This window comes from Pseudomonas sp. JS425, assembly GCF_018223845.1.
GTDB classification, from domain to species: domain Bacteria; phylum Pseudomonadota; class Gammaproteobacteria; order Pseudomonadales; family Pseudomonadaceae; genus Aquipseudomonas; species Aquipseudomonas asiatica.
The window spans coordinates 4,052,693-4,071,145 of the sequence record NZ_CP073661.1; the positions used below are offsets into that span (position 1 = coordinate 4,052,693).

Below are 18,453 nucleotides of genomic sequence, written 5' to 3' on the forward strand. Positions count from 1 at the left end.
TGGTTACTCCTTGATGACGTCCGCGCCTTTGGGGATGTCGAACTTGAACTTGCTGTCCGGCACCGCCTGGTTGGCTTTCACGCCATTGAACAGGATGTTGGTGCGCTGGCCGACGCTGTCGATCAGTTGCATGTCGTTGATCAGGCCCTTGCGGAACGACACGCGCAGCGAGTCGAACAGGGTGTCCTTGGTCTTCGGCTTGAGGGTGAAGTCCATCACTTCGCCCTGCTCCTTCGAGCTGATGTCGAAGCTCTGGCTGATCTTCGACACGTCACCGGACAGCAGCAGCGCCGGGGTCTGGTTCAAGCGCTGGTCGAGCTTCTTGATGGTCGCCTGTTCCAGGTCCGGGTCCCACAGGGTGACGTTCTTGCCGTCGGATACCACCACCTGCTCCTGCGGCGCATCGGTGTGCCAGTAGAACAGGCCCGGGCGCTTGACGGTCATCTTGCCGGAGGTTTCCTGCAGGCTGGTGCCGCCGGCGTCCAGGGTCAGCTGGGAAAAGTTGGCCTCGATGGTCTGCGACTTTTCCAGCAATTGGGTCAGGCGTTGTACGTCTTGCTCACCGGCAAAAGCCGATACGGTGGCCGACACAGAAGCCGCGGCCAGGGCAGAAACCAACAGCATGCGAATCGCGCGCATGGGAGTCCTCATCGAGCATTGAAAAGGCCGGGCGCCACCGTTGGCGCCCGGCAAGGTGTTCGTCAGTCGCGCGGGCCGCCCGGGGCGATCACTTCCCGCGAGCCGTTGCTGTTCATGGGGGTGACCACGCCGGCCATTTCCATGGCTTCGATCATGCGGGCGGCGCGGTTGTAGCCGATCTTCAGTTTGCGCTGCACGGCCGAGATGGACGCGCGGCGGCTTTCCAGCACGAACTGCACGGCCTCATCATACAGGGCGTCGCTTTCCGAATCTTCGCCATCGCCACCACCGCCGCCGCCTTCGAAGCCGCTGCCGGCCTCCTCGACACCGTTGAGGATGTCGTCGTTGTAGTCCGGAGCGCCGCGCAGCTTCCACGCTTCGACGACGCGGTGCACCTCGTCGTCGGAGACGAACGCGCCGTGCACACGAATCGGCAGGCTAGTGCCCGGCGGCATGTACAGCATGTCACCGTGGCCCAGCAACTGCTCGGCACCACCCTGGTCGATGATGGTCCGCGAGTCGATCTTGCTCGATACCTGGAATGCCATGCGGGTCGGGATGTTGGCCTTGATCAGGCCGGTAATCACGTCCACCGACGGGCGCTGGGTAGCGAGGATCAGATGGATACCGGCGGCCCGCGCCTTCTGGGCAATACGGGCGATCAGCTCTTCGACCTTCTTGCCGACGATCATCATCATGTCGGCGAATTCGTCGACCACCACCACGATGGTCGGCAGGGTTTTCAGCGCAGGCGGCTCGTCGTCCATGCTCTCGCGGCGGTACAGCGGGTCATGGATGATCTCGCCGGCTTCCTGGGCGTCCTTGATCTTGCGGTTGAAGCCGGCCAGGTTACGCACGCCCATGGCCGCCATCAGCTTGTAGCGCCGCTCCATCTCGGCCACGCTCCAGCGCAAGGCGTTGGCGGCGTCCTTCATGTCGGTGACCACCGGGCACAGCAGGTGCGGGATGCCCTCGTAGATCGACAGTTCGAGCATTTTCGGGTCGATCATGATCAGCCGCGCGTCTTCCGGGCTGGACTTGAACAGGATCGACAGGATCATCGCGTTCACACCCACCGACTTACCGGAACCGGTAGTACCGGCCACCAACAGGTGCGGCATCTTGGCCAGGTCGGTGATCACCGGCTTGCCGCCGATGTCGTGGCCCAGGGCCAGGGTGACCGGCGATTTCTGCTCGTCGTACTGCGGCGTGGCCAGCACTTCGGAGAAACGCACCATCTGCCGGTTCTCGTTGGGGATCTCGATACCCACGGTGGTCTTGCCGGGGATGACCTCGACCACACGCACACTGGTCACTGCCAGCGAACGCGCCAGGTCCTTGGCCAGGTTGGCGATACGGCTGACCTTCACACCGGCGGCCGGCTGGATTTCGTAACGGGTAATCACCGGGCCCGGGTGGATCGAGTCCACCGCCACTTCCACGCCGAATTCCTTGAGTTTGATTTCCAGCAGCTGGCCGACACCGGCCAGGGATTCCGGCGAGTACTCGATCTTCTTCTGTTCGGCCGGGTCGAGGATGGAGATCGACGGCAAGGTGCCTTCCACCGCGCTGTCGACGAACAGCGGCGCCTGCTTCTCCTTCATCACCCGCTTGCTCGGCTCCGGCGCCCTGGCGGGTGTCGGCGGCACGATCATCGGGGCCGCGGCAGGTGGTTCGCGAGAGATTACCGGCTCACGAGGTGCCGGCGACTCGCGTGGCACCACAGGCTCGCGCGACAGGGTTGGCTCACGTGGTTCGACCGGCTGGGCAGGTGCTTCTTCACGCTTGAAAATGCGCTCGCGCAGCGCCGGCTTGGCCGGTTCGCGCTTGTCGGCGGTCATTGGCGCGGCCTTGACCACCGGTTCATCCTCACGCAGCTGCGCCTCCAGGCGCTTGCGCTCGTTGCGCGCTTCCCACCAACGGTTGGCGGCGCCCTGCACCAGCTCGAACAGGTCGAGGGTGATCTTGCCGGTCAGGTCCATCACCTTGAACCACGACAGGTCGGTGAACACGGTCAGGCCGAACAGGAACAGGGCAATGAACATCAGCGTGCTGCCCTGCACGTTCAGCAGGTTGCGCGCCAGGTCGCCGAGGCTCTCGCCCAATGCACCACCGGCGGAGAACGGCATGCTCGCAGGCGGGTGGAAATGGATATGGGCCAGCGCCGCACCAGACAGCACCAGAAACACCAGGCCGATCAGCCGCCAGGAGAACAGCCAGCCGCTCCAGTCCCAGGGCTGGTGGCGTTCGCGGAAGATCTGCCAGGTCTTTATCGCCAGCAGCAGCGGGAAGATGTAGGCGAAGTACCCCAGCACCATGAACAGGATGTCGGCGAAGTAGGCACCGGCACGCCCGGCGGCGTTCTGCACCTGGTCGACGTTGCTGGTGTGGCTGAAGCCCGGGTCCGACGTATCGTAGGTCAGCAGCGCCATCCACAGGTACAGGCACAGGGCGCCGACAGCGATCAACGCACCTTCCTTGAGGCGATAATGCAGCTGCTGCCGCCACAGAGGGACGGGCAAGGGAGCTGGAGTTGCGGTGGATTTCTTCAAAACGCGTCTATTCCTGCGCGTGCTGCGCGTCCAATAGTGATCGGCCGACGGTGCGGCCAATGAACCACTACTTTTAACATTACTGCCCGCCAGCCGCCATGGCGGCACGCCAGATGGGGATTTGGCCGGGGGCGACTTTCATATAGCTGCAATTTGAGCATGCATTTTCTTTTGTGACAAAGGCTTATGCTGTGTTTTTGCACAGGTGTGACAGCAAATGTAGCGGATGGTGCCTGCGGTTTCATGAATGTGTAGGAAATTGCCTATTTTCATCACCTGTGCCGGCCTCTTCGCGGGCTTGCCCGCTCCCACAGGTACCCCGCAGGCTTCAGAGCCTGCACATGGCCTGTGGGAGCGGGCGCGCCCGCGAATAAGCCAAAGAGATTGACCCTGCTTTTCACCCGCGCCATGCTGCCCTCTCCCCTCCCCCACCGCACGATAGACCATGCTCACCTGGCTGACCCGCGACTCGCTGACCTTCCCGCCTCTGGAAAAGGCCCTGCATGACCCCAACGGCCTGCTCGCTGCCGGCGGCGACCTGAGCCCCGAGCGCCTGGTGCAGGCCTATCGCCATGGCTGCTTCCCGTGGTATCAGGACGGCCAGCCGATCCTCTGGTGGTCACCCGACCCGCGCACGGTGCTGCTCCCGGACCAGCTGCACGTGTCGCGCTCGCTGGCCAAGCTGATGCGCCAGGGCCGCTACCAGGTCAGCTTCGACACAGACTTCCCGGCGGTGATCGCCGCCTGCGCCGCGCCACGTGACTACGCCGACGGCACCTGGATCACCGACACCATGCGTGCCGCCTACTGCGAGCTGCACCGACGCGGCATCGCCCATTCGGTGGAGGTGCGCCAGGACGGCGAGCTGGTCGGTGGTCTGTATGGCTTGGCCATGGGCCAGTTGTTCTTCGGTGAATCGATGTTCAGCCGCGCCGACAACGCTTCCAAGGTCGGCTTCGTGACTTTGGTCAACCACCTGCGCCAAGCCGGTTTCGTCCTCATCGACTGCCAGATGCCAACCAACCATTTGCACAGCCTGGGAGCCCACGCCATCAGCCGCGCCGAGTTTGCCGACTACCTGGCACGCCACCTCGACCAGCCCAACAGCGCCACATGGCTTTCCTAGGCGAGTTCCCGTAGCTGGCTTACACTTAAACAAAGTCTCACCGAGGGGGTTGATCATGACAGAGTTGGCGCGGTTGAAGTTCTATGCCACTCAACCCCACTCCTGCAGCTACCTGCCCGACGAACAGGCAACCACGCTGTTCCTCGACCCCAGCCAGCCGATGGACGTGCACGTGTACGCCGATTTGTCGGAAATGGGCTTCCGCCGCAGTGGAGACCACCTGTACCGCCCGCACTGCCAGAACTGCAATGCCTGCGTGCCGGCACGCATCCCGGCGGCGCGCTTCATCCCAAACCGCCAGCAACGGCGCATCCTCAAGCGCAACGCCGACCTGACCGTGACCGCTGCACGTCCAGCGTTCAAGGAAGAGTACTTCGAACTGTACCGGCGCTATATCGAAACGCGCCATGCCGACGGTGACATGTACCCACCCAGCCGCGATCAGTTCTCCACCTTCCTGGTGCGCGACCTGCCGTTCTGCTGGTTCTATGAGTTCCGCCTGGAAGGCCGCTTGATGGCGGTGGCGGTGTGCGACCTGCTGCCCAACGGCCTGTCGGCTGTGTACACCTTCTACGAACCGGACGAAGAACGCCGGAGCCTGGGCCGCTTTGCCATTCTCTGGCAGATTACCGAAGCCCTGCGCCAGGACCTGGAAGCGGTTTACCTGGGTTACTGGATCAAGAACTGCAAGAAAATGAACTACAAGACACAGTATCGACCTATCGAATTGCTGATAAACCAGCGCTGGGTCACCCTCAACTGAAAGGCATTGGCTTGACACACAGTTTTCGGGCATAATCCACGCCACTTTTTTGCCCGGTGCGGTTATGCGTCGGGCCAACACTGGATCCGAGGGCTCTACTGCATGTCGAAAGAAGACAGCTTCGAAATGGAAGGTACTGTCGTCGACACCCTGCCCAACACCATGTTCCGCGTGGAGTTGGAAAACGGGCACGTCGTAACCGCGCACATCTCCGGAAAGATGCGCAAGAACTACATCCGTATTCTCACTGGCGACAAGGTCCGCGTCGAACTGACGCCCTACGACCTGAGCAAGGGCCGCATCACTTACCGTGCGCGCTAAGCTCAAGCCATGAAAAAGCCCGGCCATGTGCCGGGCTTTTTTGTGCCTTCAGGATTGTAGGGGGCTGCTTTGCAGCCCCATCTATCACGCAACCTCAGCCGTGGTCTCGAAGTCGAACACCAGCTCGCCATCGCGCAGGTCGACGTGCACCACGCCACCATGCTCGGCCAGTTCGCCAAACAGGATCTCCTCGGCCAGCGGCCGCTTGATCTTGTCCTGGATCAGCCGCGCCATCGGCCGCGCACCCATCTGCACGTCGTAGCCCGAGGCCGCCAGCCAACCGCGCGCATCATCGCTGACCTCCAGCAGCACACGCTTGTCTTCCAGCTGCGCCTGCAGTTCGATAAGGAACTTGTCGACGATGCTCTTGATCGTCTCGTGGCTCAGGCGGCCGAACTGGATGATGGTGTCCAGGCGGTTGCGGAACTCCGGCGTGAAGCTCTTGCGGATGACTTCCATGGCATCGGACGCATGGTCCTGATGGGTAAAGCCGATCGAGGCCCGCGCGGCGGTTTCAGCGCCAGCGTTGGTGGTCATGATCAGGATCACGTTGCGGAAGTCGGCCTTGCGCCCGTTGTTGTCGGTCAGGGTGCCGTGGTCCATCACCTGCAGCAGCAGGTTGAAGACTTCCGGGTGGGCCTTCTCGATTTCGTCGAGCAGCAATACGCAGTGCGGTTGCTTGGTGATCGCCTCGGTCAGCAAACCACCCTGATCGAAGCCAACATAGCCAGGAGGCGCACCGATCAGGCGCGACACGGTGTGGCGCTCCATGTACTCGGACATGTCGAAGCGCACCAGCTCAACCCCCAGCGCCTTGGCCAGCTGCCGTGCAGCTTCGGTCTTGCCGACGCCGGTCGGGCCGGCGAACAGGAACGAACCGACAGGCTTGTCCGGCGACTTGAGGCCGGCGCGGGACAGCTTGATAGCGGTGGCCAGCGAATCGATCGCCTGGTCCTGACCAAATACGGTCAATTTCAAGTCACGCTCGAGGTTGCGCAGCAGTTCCTTGTCGGAACTGGTGACGTGCTTCGGCGGAATGCGCGCAATCTTGGCGACGATGTCTTCGACCTGCGGCACGTCGATGCGCTTGACGCGGTTGGCCTCCGGCTGCAGGCGCTGGTAGGCACCGGCTTCATCGATCACGTCGATGGCCTTGTCCGGCATGTGCCGGTCATTGATGTAGCGCGAGGCCAGTTCAGCGGCGGCGCGCAAGGCTTCGTCGCTGTACTCGATGTTGTGGTGGCTTTCGAAGCGCCCTTTCAGGCCACGCAGGATGCCCACGGTGTCTTCGACCGACGGCTCGCTGACATCAACCTTCTGGAAGCGCCGTGCCAGGGCACGGTCCTTCTCGAAAATGCCGCGGAATTCCTGGAAGGTGGTCGAACCGATGCAACGGATCTCACCGGACGACAGCAGCGGCTTGAGCAGGTTGGACGCATCCATCACCCCGCCCGACGCCGCACCGGCACCAATGATGGTGTGGATTTCATCGATGAACAGGATCGCCTGCGGGCGCTTGCGCAGCTCGCCGAGCAGCGCCTTGAAGCGCTTCTCGAAATCGCCACGGTATTTGGTACCCGCCAGCAGTGCGCCGAGGTCGAGGGAATACACCACGCTCTGCGCCAGCAGGTCGGGCACCTGGCCATCGACGATGCGCTTGGCCAGGCCTTCGGCAATGGCGGTCTTGCCCACGCCTGCCTCACCCACCAGCAGCGGGTTGTTCTTGCGCCGACGGGCAAGGATTTGCGCCACGCGCTCCACTTCCTGCTCGCGGCCAACCAGCGGGTCGATACGGCCGGCACGGGCCAGCTCGTTCAGGTTGCTGGCATAGGCATCCAGCGGGTTGCTCGAAGAGGCGGTATCGCCGCCCTCTTCGTCCTGCATTTCCTGGTCGCTTTCGGAATGCGAACCATGGCCCGGCACCTTGGAGATGCCATGGGCGATGTAGTTGACCACGTCAATACGGGCCACGCTCTGCTGCTTGAGCAGGAACACGGCCTGGCTTTCCTGTTCGCTGAAGATCGCAACCAGCACGTTGGCGCCAGTGACTTCACGCTTGCCGGAGCTTTGCACGTGGAACACGGCACGCTGCAGTACACGCTGGAAGCCCAGGGTCGGCTGGGTTTCACGATCTTCGTCGTTGACCGGAATCAGGGGTGTGGTGGAATCGATGAACTCTTGCAGGTCGTGCTTGAGTTTGTCGAGATTGGCGCCACAGGCGCGCAGAACGGTCGCGGCAGCCTCATTGTCAAGGAGTGCCAGCAGCAGATGTTCGACGGTCATGAACTCATGACGCTTCGAACGAGCCTCCTTGAAGGCAAGATTGAGGGTGACTTCGAGCTCGCGGTTTAACATAGCTTCACCTCATACCCAAGTGGTCGGCGATTAACCGTCCTTCTCGATTTCACAGAGTAGCGGATGCTGGCTTTCCCTGGCGTATTGGTTGACCTGCATAGCCTTTGTTTCGGCGATGTCACGGGTAAACAATCCGCACACTGCCCGCCCTTCGGTATGGACGGTCAGCATGATCTTGGTCGCCAGCTCGCGGTTCAGATTGAAGAACGTCTCGAGCACTTCGACGACGAAATCCATCGGCGTGTAGTCATCGTTGAACAAAACCACCTTGTACATAGGTGGCGCCTGCAGGATCGGCTTGGCTTCCTGAACTGCAAGACCTGAGCCGTCGTCCTCATTCGATTGCGGGCGATCCTGATTGAATGTTAGTCGAATCTCACTAGGTGCATGCATGGAAAGAATTTCATCATGAGCGACAGGTTAAGGTTGTGGGTTGACTGCGAAGGGCACGGCCAGCGCAGGCGCCGGGCGACCTTGACTATCGGCAAAACGGTGTTACAACCAATAAGAACCCACCGTGGTCGATAAAGATCCGCGCAGTCAACCAGATTTTTCGCATGGTTCGTATGCGGATGAGTGGATGATACTCCAGTGATGGAGTCCTTTGCAGAGGGACATAGGGATGGCAAGCGGTAAAGTCAAGTGGTTCAACAATGCCAAGGGCTACGGATTCATCAATGAAGAGGGCAAGGATGAAGACTTGTTCGCTCATTACTCAGCCATCCAGATGGACGGATACAAGACGCTCAAGGCCGGCCAGGCCGTGAGTTTCGAGATTATCCAAGGCCCCAAAGGCCTGCACGCAGTCAAGATCTGCAGCGCTTCCACTGCCGCGCCTGCGCCGACCAGCGCACGGCCAGCCGGCAGCACTGCCGACGCCTGATCTGCTGAGCCGCCTGCCGGTATACGAACAAGCCGGCCGCTTCTTTAATGGAAGCGGCCGGTTTTCCATTGCCCTACATATGCTTGATCATTTCATCGCCAAAGCCTGAACTGCTCACCAGTGTGGCGCCGTCCATCAGGCGCTCGAAGTCATACGTCACGGTCTTGGCGGCAATCGCGCCGTTGGTACCCTTGATGATCAGGTCTGCCGCCTCGGTCCAGCCCATGTGCCGCAGCATCATCTCCGCCGACAGGATCACCGAACCCGGGTTGACCTTGTCCTGCCCGGCATACTTGGGCGCGGTGCCGTGGGTGGCCTCGAACATGGCCACGGTGTCGGACAGGTTGGCACCCGGCGCAATGCCGATACCACCCACTTCCGCCGCCAGGGCGTCGGACAGGTAGTCACCGTTGAGGTTGAGGGTGGCGATCACGTCGTACTCGGCCGGGCGCAGCAGGATCTGCTGCAGCATGGCGTCGGCGATGGCGTCCTTGACGATGACCTCGCGCCCACTCTTGGGGTTCTTGAACTTCATCCACGGGCCACCATCGAGCAACTCGGCCCCGAACTCGTCGCGCGCCACTTCATAACCCCAGTCCTTGAAGGCACCCTCGGTGAACTTCATGATGTTGCCCTTGTGCACCAGGGTCAGCGACTCGCGGTCGTTATCCACCACGTACTGCAGGGCCTTGCGCACCAAGCGCTTGGTGCCCTCGCGAGACACCGGCTTGACGCCAATGCCGCAGTCCTGGTCGAAGCGGATCTTGGTAACGCCCATTTCCTCCTTGAGGAACTTGATCACCTTGTTCGCCTCTGGCGAGCCGGCCTTCCACTCGATGCCGGCATAGATATCCTCGGAGTTCTCGCGGAAGATCACCATGTCCACATCACCTGGCTTCTTCACCGGGCTGGGCACGCCCTGGAACCACAGCACCGGGCGCAGGCACACGTACAGGTCCAGTTGCTGGCGCAAGGCCACGTTGAGCGACCGGATACCCCCGCCCACCGGCGTGGTCAGCGGCCCCTTGATCGACACCACGTAATCACGCACGGCATCGAGGGTTTCCTGCGGCAACCAGGTGTCCTGGTCGTACACCTGGGTGGCTTTTTCGCCAGCGTACACCTCCATCCAGGCGATCTTGCGTTTGCCGCCGTAGGCCTTCTGCACGGCGGCGTCGACCACCTTGATCATTACCGGCGAGACATCGACGCCAATCCCGTCGCCCTCGATATAGGGAATGATCGGGTTGTCAGGAACGTTGAGCGAATGGTCGGCATTGACGGTGATCTTGGTGCCGTCGGTCGGAACCTTGATTTTCTGGTATCCCATGCTTGCACTACTCCGCTGTCGGGTGTGATTGGACATCATGCGATCCACTGAGCCTAAACCACATCTGCCGACCTGCAAGGCATGCGACAACCCGCCACATTGCCGCTTAGTCTTTGGTCTTATAAATGGGCCGATATCACTTGGCCTTGCTGATTAGCCCGAATGGTTTGGTATACTCCGCCGCGACCGAAGGGTCATCGGGGCGATCCCTTGGAAAAATGCGGACCGCCCTTGGCCATGAATGGACACAAAGCCTGGCCATAAAGCCTGGGTTGTTACCGCAGCTCAGCACTTGACGCTCGACTGATGCATCCACCATCACCGCTCGCAGCCTCTCGACTTTCCGCTCATGGCGCTGCCAGGGCGATGCGCCTACCCTGCGCACCACGAGACTCGAGCACGCTCAGCACACAGAGAGTTAACCCGCATGCCCACCCGTTCCAAGATCATCTATACCTTCACCGACGAAGCCCCCGCCCTCGCCACTTACTCGCTGCTGCCAATCATCGAAGCTTTCACCGCTTCGGCTGACATCGCCGTCGAAACCCGCGACATCTCCCTGGCTGGCCGCATCCTCGCCGCCTTCCCGGAGCAACTGGGCGCAGAGAAGCAAGTAGGCGATCACCTGGCGGAACTGGGCCAGCTGGCTACCACCCCGGAAGCCAACATCATCAAGCTGCCGAACATCAGCGCCTCGGTACCGCAGCTGAAAGCCGCGATCAAGGAACTGCAAGGCAAGGGCTTCAACATCCCTGACTACGCCGACGAGCCGGCCACCGCGGAAGAGAAAGAATCCCGCGCCCGCTACGACCGCATCAAAGGTTCCGCCGTGAACCCGGTCCTGCGCGAAGGCAACTCCGACCGCCGCGCGCCGCTGTCGGTCAAGAACTACGCCCGCAAGCACCCGCACAAGATGGGCGCCTGGGCTGCCGACTCCAAGTCGCACGTTGCCCACATGACCCAGGGCGACTTCTACGGCAGCGAGAAAGCCGCACTGATCGAAGCTGACGACAGCCTGCGCATCGAGCTGGTCGGCAAAGACGGCAACACCACCGTACTGAAAGAAAAGACTGCGGTAAAAGCTGCCGAAGTCATCGACTGCGCCACCATGAGCCGCAAGGCCCTGAAAGCCTTCATTGCCGAGCAGATCGCCGATGCCAAGGCCTCCGGCGTGCTGCTGTCGGTACACCTGAAAGCCACCATGATGAAGGTCTCCGACCCGATCATGTTCGGCGTCATCGTCGAAGAGTTCTACAACGACGTGCTGGCCAAGCATGCCGCCGCCCTGGCTGAAGTTGGCTTCAACGCCAACAACGGCATCGGCGACCTGTATGCCCGCATCAAGGACCTGCCAGCCGAGAAGCAGGCCGAGATCGAAGCCGACATCCAGGCCCTGTACGCCCAGCGTCCGGCCCTGGCCATGGTCAACTCCGACAAAGGCATCACCAACCTGCACGTGCCGAGCGACGTCATCGTCGACGCCTCGATGCCGGCCATGATCCGTGACTCGGGCAAGATGTGGAACGCCGCTGGCGAACTGCAGGATGCCAAGGCGATCATCCCGGACCGCTGCTACGCCGGCATCTACCAGGCCACCATCGAAGACTGCAAAGCCAACGGCGCCTTCGACCCGACCACCATGGGCAGCGTACCGAACGTCGGCCTGATGGCACAGAAGGCCGAAGAATACGGCTCCCACGACAAGACCTTCCAGATCAAGGCCGACGGTGTCGTGCGCGTGGTCGACAGCAAAGGCCAGGTCGTTCTCGAGCAGAACGTCGAAGCCGGCGACATCTTCCGCATGTGCCAGGTCAAGGACGCGCCGATCCAGGACTGGGTCAAGCTGGCCGTCAACCGTGCCCGCCTGAGCAACACCCCTGCAGTGTTCTGGCTGGACCCGGCCCGCGCCCACGACGGCGTGATGATCGAGAAGGTGCAGAAGTACCTGAAGGATCACGACACCACCGGCCTGGACATCCGCATCCTGGCACCGGTCGACGCCATCAAGTTCTCCCTGGCCCGCATCCGCGAAGGCAAGGACACCATCTCGGTGACCGGCAACGTGCTGCGCGACTACCTGACCGACCTGTTCCCGATCATGGAACTGGGCACCAGCGCCAAGATGCTGTCGATCGTGCCGCTGATGAACGGCGGTGGCCTGTTCGAAACCGGCGCCGGCGGTTCGGCACCGAAGCACGTGCAGCAGCTGGTGGAAGAGAACTTCCTGCGTTGGGACTCGCTGGGTGAATTCCTGGCCCTGGCCGCTTCCCTGGAGCACCTGGGCAACACCTACGACAACCCGCGCGCCAAAGTGCTGGCCAATACCCTGGACCAGGCCACCGGCAAGTTCCTCGACACCAACAAGTCGCCTTCGCGCAAAGTTGGCGGTATCGACAACCGCGGCAGCCACTTCTACCTGACCCTGTACTGGGCCCAGGCCCTGGCTGCGCAGAACGACGACGCTGCCCTGCAGGCACGCTTCGCACCACTGGCCAAGACCCTGACCGAGAACGAGGAGACCATCGTCGCCGAGCTCAACGCCGTCCAGGGCAAGCCGGCCGACATCGGTGGCTACTACGCTCCGGATGCCGAGCTGACCGCCAAGGTGATGCGCCCAAGCCAGACCCTGAACAGCGCCATTGCCGCCCTGTAAGGTTCGCTTGAAGTAACAGCACAAACCCCGGCCACGCACCGGGGTTTGTGCTTTCTGGATAAACGATTTCTGGCCGCCAGCGCGGACTCTTTAGGAGCGGGTTTACCCGCGAATGCGATGGCGAATCCACTGACGCATTCGCGGGTAAACCCGCTCCCACAAGGGCTGTGCAGGCCTCTAAGGAGCTGTTCATGACCTGGCAACCCCACATCACCGTCGCCACCATCGTCGAACACGAAGGCAAGTTCCTTTTCGTCGAAGAGTTCAAAGCCAACCAGCACGTCTTCAACCAGCCCGCCGGCCACCTCGAACCCAACGAGACCCTGCCCCAGGCCGCCCTGCGCGAAACCCTCGAAGAAACCGCCTGGGAAGTCGAGCTCACCGGCGTGGTCGGCATCTACCTGTACACCGCCCCAAGCAACGGCGTGACCTACCAGCGCGTCTGCTTCGCCGCCCGCCCCGTGCGCCATCACGCCGACCTGGCACTGGACAGCGACATCGTCCGCGCCGTGTGGCTGACCCGCGACGAACTGCTGGCCGACCCTGCCCGCTGGCGCAGCGAACTGGTGCCACGCTGTCTCGACGATTACCTCAAAGGCCCCTTGCACAGCCTCGACCTGCTGCGCGACTGACGCGCCGCCGCAGGTTTGATAGAATTGGCGTTTTTCCCCCTTTGATACACACCGGTACCCATGACCAGCCCAGCACTCAAAGACCCCGCCAAGACCCGCGTCATCGTCGGCATGTCCGGCGGCGTGGACTCTTCCGTCTCCGCCCTTCTGCTCATGGAGCAGGGCTACCAGGTGGAAGGGCTGTTCATGAAGAACTGGGAAGAAGACGACGGCACCGAATACTGCACCGCCCGTGAAGACCTGGCCGACGCCCAGGCCGTGTGCGACCGCATCGGCATCAAGCTGCACACCGCCAACTTCGCCGCCGAATACTGGGACAACGTGTTCGAGCACTTCCTCGAAGAGTACAAGGCCGGCCGCACGCCCAACCCGGACATCCTCTGCAACCGCGAAATCAAGTTCAAGGCGTTCCTCGACTACGCCCTGTCGCTGGGTGCCGACCTGATCGCCACCGGCCACTACGTGCGCCGCCGCGACACCGGCGGGCTCACCGAACTGCTCAAGGGCCTGGACCCGAACAAGGACCAGAGCTACTTCCTGCACGCCGTCGGCGGCAAGGAAATCGCACGTACCCTGTTCCCGGTTGGCGAGCTGGAAAAGCCCGAAGTACGCGCCATTGCCGAAAAGCACGGCCTGGCCACCGCCAAGAAAAAGGATTCCACCGGCATCTGCTTCATCGGCGAGCGTCGCTTCAGCGACTTCCTCAAGCAATACCTGCCGGCCCAGCCGGGCAACATCGAGACCACCGACGGTGAAGTGATCGGCCGCCACCACGGCCTGATGTACCACACCATCGGCCAGCGCCAGGGCCTGGGCATTGGCGGCCTGAAGGACGCCGGTGACGAGCCGTGGTACGTGCTGCACAAGGACCTGACCCGCAACGTGCTGGTGGTCGGCCAGGGTAATGAACACCCGTGGCTGTTCTCCCGCGCCCTGCTCGCTTCGGAAATTTTCTGGGTCAACCCGGTCGACCTCAGCAACCCACGCCAGCTCACCGCCAAGGTGCGTTACCGCCAAAGCGACCAGCAGTGCACCCTGGAGCTGACCGAAAGCGGCTACCGCGCAGTGTTCGACGAACCGCAACGCGCCGTCACCCCGGGCCAGTCGGTGGTGTTCTACGACGGCGAAGTGTGCCTGGGCGGCGGCGTGATCGAAGCTGCCGAGCCGTGGAGCCCGCGTGCATGAGCAACCTGCAGGAGCAGCTGATTGCGTTGGGCGGTGTGTTCCAGGCCGCCGTACTGGTCGACCGCATCGCCCGCACCGGCCAGGCCAGCGAGGCCAACATCGGCTGCATGCTGGGCAGCCTGCTGGTCCGTGACCCCAAGGACACCCTGGAAGTTTTCGGCGGTGACGACCTGAACCTGCGCGACGGCTATCGCGCGCTGGTCGGTGCGCTGGAGCGCGACCCCAGCAGCCTGCAGCGCGAGCCACTGCGCTACGCCCTGTCGATGCTGGGCCTTGAACGCCAGTTGAACAAGCGCGGCGACCTGCTCGACACCATCGGCAACCGCCTGCCGCAAATCCAGTCCCAGGCCGAGCATTTTGGCCTGGTTCATGAAAACGTCATCGCTTCCAGCGGAGCCTTGTACCAGGACACCCTGAGCACCTTGCGCCAGCGCATCCAGGTGCATGGCGACATGCGCTTCCTGCAGCAGGCCAGCAACGCCTCGAAGATCCGCGCCCTGCTGCTGGCCGGCATCCGCGCCGCACGCCTGTGGCGCCAGCTGGGCGGGCACCGCTGGCAGCTGGTATTCAGCCGGCGCAAGCTGTTGAACGAACTGTACGACATGATGCGCAGCCCCTCCTGACAGGGGTTTGACAGTTCCGGCCTCATCGCCGGCAAGCCAGCTCCCGCAGGATATGCACTGTGCTCAAGACCGGTGCATTACCAGCGGGAGCTGGCTTGCTGGTGATAGGGCCAGAACAGGCAATGCACAATGCCACAGCTGATTTATGGCCCGACCTTTGGTCAGCCACCCGACTCGGGCGCGAAATTCATGTATGATATGCGCCCTTCCAAAAGCCTGACTGTCCGAGAACACCCCATGCAGCTCTCTTCGCTCACTGCGGTTTCCCCTGTAGACGGCCGTTATGCCGGCAAAACCCAGGCCTTGCGCCCCATTTTCAGCGAATTCGGCCTGATCCGTTTCCGCGCCCTGGTCGAAGTGCGCTGGCTGCAGCGCCTGGCCGCCCACCCGCAGATCGGCGAAGTGCCGGCGTTCTCCGCCGAAGCCAACGCCCTGCTGGACAGCCTGGCCACCGACTTCAAGCTCGAGCACGCCGAACGCGTCAAGGAAATCGAGCGCACCACCAACCACGACGTCAAGGCGATCGAATACCTCCTCAAGGAGCAGGCCGCCAAGCTGCCTGAGCTGGCCAAGGTCAGCGAGTTCATCCACTTCGCCTGCACCAGCGAGGACATCAACAACCTGTCCCACGCCCTGATGCTACGCGCCGGCCGTGACGAAGTGCTGCTGCCGCTGATGCGCCAGATCGCCGACGCCATCCGCGCCCTGGCTCACGCCCACGCCGACGTGCCCATGCTGTCGCGCACCCACGGCCAGCCGGCTTCGCCGACCACCCTGGGTAAAGAACTGGCCAACGTCGTGTACCGCCTGGAGCGCCAGATCGCCCAGGTTGCCGCCGTACCGCTGCTGGGCAAGATCAACGGCGCCGTGGGCAACTACAACGCCCACCTGTCGGCCTACTCGCAGATCGACTGGGAGCAGAACGCCCGCGCCTTCATCGAAGACGAGCTGGGCCTGCAGTTCAACCCGTACACCACCCAGATCGAGCCGCACGACTACATTGCCGAGCTGTTCGACGCCATCGCCCGCTTCAACACCATCCTGATCGACTTCGACCGCGATGTGTGGGGCTACATCTCGCTGGGCTACTTCAAGCAGAAGACCGTTGCCGGCGAAATCGGCTCGTCGACCATGCCGCACAAGGTCAACCCGATCGACTTCGAAAACTCCGAAGGCAACCTGGGTATCGCCAACGCGCTGTTCCAGCACCTGGCCAGCAAGCTGCCGATCTCGCGCTGGCAGCGTGACCTGACCGACTCCACCGTGCTGCGCAACCTGGGCGTGGGCTTTGCCCACAGCGTCATCGCCTACGAAGCCAGCCTGAAAGGCATCGGCAAGCTGGAAGTCAACGAAGCCCGCATTGCCGCCGACCTGGACGCCTGCTGGGAAGTGCTGGCCGAGCCGATCCAGACCGTGATGCGCCGCTTCAACATCGAAAACCCCTACGAGAAGCTCAAAGAGCTGACCCGTGGCAAGGGCATCACCCCAGAAGCGCTGCTGACCTTCATCGACGGCCTGGACATGCCAGCCGAAGCCAAGGCCGAGCTCAAGCAGCTGACCCCTGCTACCTACATCGGCAACGCGGCAGCACAGGCCAAACGCATCTAAGCTGACCGTCGCGTTCAACGCCCGGCCTGGCCGGGCGTTTTTATTCCCGGACGAAAATTACATTTTTTCAATAGGTTGAACATGAATCCTGATACTCCACTGCAGCTGCTCGGCGGCATCTCGGCCCGCGAATTCATGCGCGACTACTGGCAGAAGAAGCCGCTGCTGGTGCGCCAGGCATTCCCGGACTTCATCAGCCCGATCGACCCCGACGAGCTGGCCGGCCTGGCCCTGGAAGAGGAAGTAGAGTCGCGTATCGTGCTCGAGCACGGCGCGCACCCGTGGGAGCTGCGCCGCGGCCCGTTCACCGAAGATACCTTCGCCGAGCTGCCGGAAAAGGACTGGACCCTGCTGGTGCAGGCCGTGGACCAGTTCGTCCCGGAAGTAGCCGAACTGCTGCAAAACTTCCGCTTCCTGCCCAGCTGGCGCATCGATGACGTGATGATCAGCTTCGCCGCCCCTGGTGGCAGCGTCGGCCCGCACTTCGACAACTACGACGTGTTCCTGCTGCAGGGCCACGGCCAGCGCAACTGGAAAATCGGCCAGATGTGCAGCAGCGACAGCTCGCTGCTGGAGCACGCCGACCTGCGCATCCTCGCCGACTTCGAGCAGAGCGATGAGTGGACCCTGGAGCCGGGCGACATGCTCTACCTGCCACCACGCCTGGCCCACTACGGCGTGGCCGTGGACGACTGCCTGACCTACTCGGTAGGCTTCCGCGCGCCAAGCGCCGCCGAAGTGCTGACCCACTTCACCGATTTCCTCGGCCAGTTCCTGCCCGATGAAGAACGCTACAGCGACGCCGACGCCCAGCCGGTTAGTGACCCGCACCAGATCCAGCACGATGCCCTCGACCGCCTCAAGGCGCTGCTCGACAAGCACATGGGCGACAAGGACCTGCTGCTGACCTGGTTCGGCCAGTTCATGACCGAGCCACGCTACCCCGAGCAGATCGTCGGTGAAGAGCTGTCCGAGGAAGAACTGATCGATGCCCTGGAACAAGGCGCCATCCTGATCCGCAACCCGAGCGCGCGCCTGGCCTGGTCGGAGTTCGAAGAAGACCTGCTGCTGTTCGCCAGCGGCCGCAGCTGCCCGCTGCCGGGCAAACTGCGCGAGCTGCTGAAGCTGGTTTGCGCGGCCGACGCCCTGCACATCGACAACCTGGGCGAATGGCTGCAGGATGAAGATGGCCTTATGCTGGTACAGCAGCTGGTCAAACAAGGAAGCCTGGGATTCGCCAATGAATAAGATTCGTGTGCGCCTCGCCGACTGGCACAAGGACAACGCCGACATCCGCCGCATCCGCGAAGCGGTGTTCATTGCCGAACAGCACGTTCCACCAGAACTGGAGTGGGATTCGGATGACCCGACCGCCGCGCACTTCCTGGCCCTGGAAGGCGACTACCCGATCGGCACCGCGCGCCTGCTGCCTGACGGCACCATTGGCCGGGTCTCGGTGCTGAAGGACTGGCGCGGGCTGAAGGTGGGTGACGCGCTGATGAACGCGGTGATTGTCGAAGCACAGAACCGCGACCTTAAACAGCAGATGCTCAGCGCCCAGGTGCACGCCACGCCGTTCTACGAGCGGCTGGGCTTTCGCGTAGTCAGCGAAGAGTTCCTCGAAGCCGGCATCCCGCACGTGGACATGGTGCGCGACTCGCGCGCCTGATCCCTGTACCGGCCTCTTCGCGGGCTTGCCCGCTCCCACAAGGACCCCACAGATACTGAATGCTGTGCAGTACCTGTGGGAGCGGGCAAGCCCGCGAAGAGGCCGGCACAGCAA

16 protein-coding genes are annotated in these 18,453 nt (G+C 62.5%); 11 read left to right on the top strand and 5 right to left on the bottom strand.

The window, feature by feature from the left end; all coding sequences use genetic code 11:
- Nucleotides 1–3 precede the first annotated feature (3 nt).
- Nucleotides 4–639: an outer membrane lipoprotein chaperone LolA gene (lolA, locus tag KDB76_RS18920; RefSeq protein WP_003258873.1), complete on the bottom strand. Its 636-nt coding sequence runs from the start codon at nucleotides 637–639 to the stop codon at nucleotides 4–6.
- Between the two features lie 62 nt (nucleotides 640–701).
- Complete coding sequence (locus KDB76_RS18925; RefSeq protein WP_024087387.1) at nucleotides 702–3,191, bottom strand: DNA translocase FtsK; 2,490 nt, start codon at nucleotides 3,189–3,191, stop codon at nucleotides 702–704.
- Nucleotides 3,192–3,636: 445 nt separating this feature from the next.
- On the opposite strand from KDB76_RS18925, the gene aat reads away from it, so the two are divergent.
- From aat to infA, 3 genes are all read left to right on the top strand, one after another.
- The gene (aat, locus tag KDB76_RS18930; RefSeq protein ID WP_013973287.1) at nucleotides 3,637–4,317 is read left to right on the top strand and encodes a leucyl/phenylalanyl-tRNA--protein transferase; all 681 of its coding nucleotides are present in this window, start codon (nucleotides 3,637–3,639) and stop codon (nucleotides 4,315–4,317) included.
- 55 nt (nucleotides 4,318–4,372) lie between these two features.
- Nucleotides 4,373–5,080: an arginyltransferase gene (locus tag KDB76_RS18935; RefSeq protein ID WP_013973288.1), complete on the top strand. Its 708-nt coding sequence runs from the start codon at nucleotides 4,373–4,375 to the stop codon at nucleotides 5,078–5,080.
- 102 nt (nucleotides 5,081–5,182) lie between these two features.
- Nucleotides 5,183–5,401: a translation initiation factor IF-1 gene (gene infA, locus KDB76_RS18940; protein WP_002553999.1), complete on the top strand. Its 219-nt coding sequence runs from the start codon at nucleotides 5,183–5,185 to the stop codon at nucleotides 5,399–5,401.
- Between the two features lie 84 nt (nucleotides 5,402–5,485).
- Here the strand turns inward: infA and clpA are convergent, their stop codons facing one another.
- Both clpA and clpS read right to left on the bottom strand, forming a co-directional pair.
- The gene (clpA, locus tag KDB76_RS18945) at nucleotides 5,486–7,756 is read right to left on the bottom strand and encodes an ATP-dependent Clp protease ATP-binding subunit ClpA (protein WP_013973289.1); all 2,271 of its coding nucleotides are present in this window, start codon (nucleotides 7,754–7,756) and stop codon (nucleotides 5,486–5,488) included.
- A gap of 30 nt (nucleotides 7,757–7,786) precedes the next feature.
- Entirely contained in the window at nucleotides 7,787–8,149 is a 363-nt protein-coding gene (gene clpS, locus KDB76_RS18950; RefSeq protein ID WP_013973290.1) for an ATP-dependent Clp protease adapter ClpS, read from the bottom strand.
- A 229-nt stretch (nucleotides 8,150–8,378) separates the two neighbouring features.
- On the opposite strand from clpS, the gene cspD reads away from it, so the two are divergent.
- Nucleotides 8,379–8,639 (top strand): cold shock domain-containing protein CspD, encoded by a 261-nt coding sequence (gene cspD, locus KDB76_RS18955; protein ID WP_013973291.1) that lies wholly within the window; start codon nucleotides 8,379–8,381, stop codon nucleotides 8,637–8,639.
- Nucleotides 8,640–8,712: 73 nt separating this feature from the next.
- On the opposite strand, the gene icd is transcribed toward cspD, so the two are convergent.
- On the bottom strand, nucleotides 8,713–9,969 hold the full coding sequence (icd, locus tag KDB76_RS18960) for an NADP-dependent isocitrate dehydrogenase (protein ID WP_013973292.1): 1,257 nt from the start codon (nucleotides 9,967–9,969) through the stop codon (nucleotides 8,713–8,715).
- A 427-nt stretch (nucleotides 9,970–10,396) separates the two neighbouring features.
- Here icd and KDB76_RS18965 point away from each other — a divergent pair, with 427 nt between their 5' ends.
- The 7 genes from KDB76_RS18965 (at nucleotide 10,397) to KDB76_RS18995 (ending at nucleotide 18,339) form a co-directional block, all read left to right on the top strand.
- Nucleotides 10,397–12,622, top strand: a complete 2,226-nt coding sequence (locus KDB76_RS18965; protein ID WP_013973293.1) for an NADP-dependent isocitrate dehydrogenase — start codon at nucleotides 10,397–10,399, stop codon at nucleotides 12,620–12,622.
- A 191-nt stretch (nucleotides 12,623–12,813) separates the two neighbouring features.
- Nucleotides 12,814–13,254, top strand: coding sequence for an NUDIX hydrolase (locus tag KDB76_RS18970; RefSeq protein ID WP_023662388.1), 441 nt, complete (start codon nucleotides 12,814–12,816; stop codon nucleotides 13,252–13,254).
- A 60-nt stretch (nucleotides 13,255–13,314) separates the two neighbouring features.
- Nucleotides 13,315–14,439 carry a tRNA 2-thiouridine(34) synthase MnmA gene (gene mnmA / locus KDB76_RS18975; protein WP_023662389.1) on the top strand — a complete coding sequence of 375 codons (1,125 nt, stop codon included), beginning with the start codon at nucleotides 13,315–13,317 and terminating at the stop codon, nucleotides 14,437–14,439.
- Nucleotides 14,436–15,062, top strand: coding sequence for a high frequency lysogenization protein HflD (gene hflD, locus KDB76_RS18980; protein ID WP_015270973.1), 627 nt, complete (start codon nucleotides 14,436–14,438; stop codon nucleotides 15,060–15,062). The genes mnmA and hflD overlap by 4 nt, the downstream gene beginning before the upstream one ends.
- A gap of 237 nt (nucleotides 15,063–15,299) precedes the next feature.
- Nucleotides 15,300–16,670 (top strand): adenylosuccinate lyase, encoded by a 1,371-nt coding sequence (gene purB / locus KDB76_RS18985; protein WP_013973297.1) that lies wholly within the window; start codon nucleotides 15,300–15,302, stop codon nucleotides 16,668–16,670.
- 81 nt (nucleotides 16,671–16,751) lie between these two features.
- A complete protein-coding gene (locus KDB76_RS18990) occupies nucleotides 16,752–17,918 on the top strand; it encodes a cupin domain-containing protein (RefSeq protein ID WP_038409958.1) in 1,167 nt (388 codons plus the stop codon).
- Nucleotides 17,911–18,339 (top strand): GNAT family N-acetyltransferase, encoded by a 429-nt coding sequence (locus KDB76_RS18995; protein WP_003258855.1) that lies wholly within the window; start codon nucleotides 17,911–17,913, stop codon nucleotides 18,337–18,339. Before KDB76_RS18990 ends, KDB76_RS18995 begins: the two co-directional genes overlap by 8 nt.
- Nucleotides 18,340–18,453 lie beyond the last annotated feature (114 nt).

Coding starts and splice junctions, on each gene's coding strand:
- lolA (WP_003258873.1), bottom strand. CDS start 639: ATGCGCGCGATTCGCATGCTGTTGGTTTCTGCCCTGGCCGCGGCTTCT.
- aat (WP_013973287.1), top strand. CDS start 3,637: ATGCTCACCTGGCTGACCCGCGACTCGCTGACCTTCCCGCCTCTGGAA.
- KDB76_RS18935 (WP_013973288.1), top strand. CDS start 4,373: ATGACAGAGTTGGCGCGGTTGAAGTTCTATGCCACTCAACCCCACTCC.
- infA (WP_002553999.1), top strand. CDS start 5,183: ATGTCGAAAGAAGACAGCTTCGAAATGGAAGGTACTGTCGTCGACACC.
- clpA (WP_013973289.1), bottom strand. CDS start 7,756: ATGTTAAACCGCGAGCTCGAAGTCACCCTCAATCTTGCCTTCAAGGAG.
- clpS (WP_013973290.1), bottom strand. CDS start 8,149: ATGCATGCACCTAGTGAGATTCGACTAACATTCAATCAGGATCGCCCG.
- cspD (WP_013973291.1), top strand. CDS start 8,379: ATGGCAAGCGGTAAAGTCAAGTGGTTCAACAATGCCAAGGGCTACGGA.
- icd (WP_013973292.1), bottom strand. CDS start 9,969: ATGGGATACCAGAAAATCAAGGTTCCGACCGACGGCACCAAGATCACC.
- KDB76_RS18965 (WP_013973293.1), top strand. CDS start 10,397: ATGCCCACCCGTTCCAAGATCATCTATACCTTCACCGACGAAGCCCCC.
- KDB76_RS18970 (WP_023662388.1), top strand. CDS start 12,814: ATGACCTGGCAACCCCACATCACCGTCGCCACCATCGTCGAACACGAA.
- mnmA (WP_023662389.1), top strand. CDS start 13,315: ATGACCAGCCCAGCACTCAAAGACCCCGCCAAGACCCGCGTCATCGTC.
- hflD (WP_015270973.1), top strand. CDS start 14,436: ATGAGCAACCTGCAGGAGCAGCTGATTGCGTTGGGCGGTGTGTTCCAG.
- purB (WP_013973297.1), top strand. CDS start 15,300: ATGCAGCTCTCTTCGCTCACTGCGGTTTCCCCTGTAGACGGCCGTTAT.
- KDB76_RS18990 (WP_038409958.1), top strand. CDS start 16,752: ATGAATCCTGATACTCCACTGCAGCTGCTCGGCGGCATCTCGGCCCGC.
- KDB76_RS18995 (WP_003258855.1), top strand. CDS start 17,911: ATGAATAAGATTCGTGTGCGCCTCGCCGACTGGCACAAGGACAACGCC.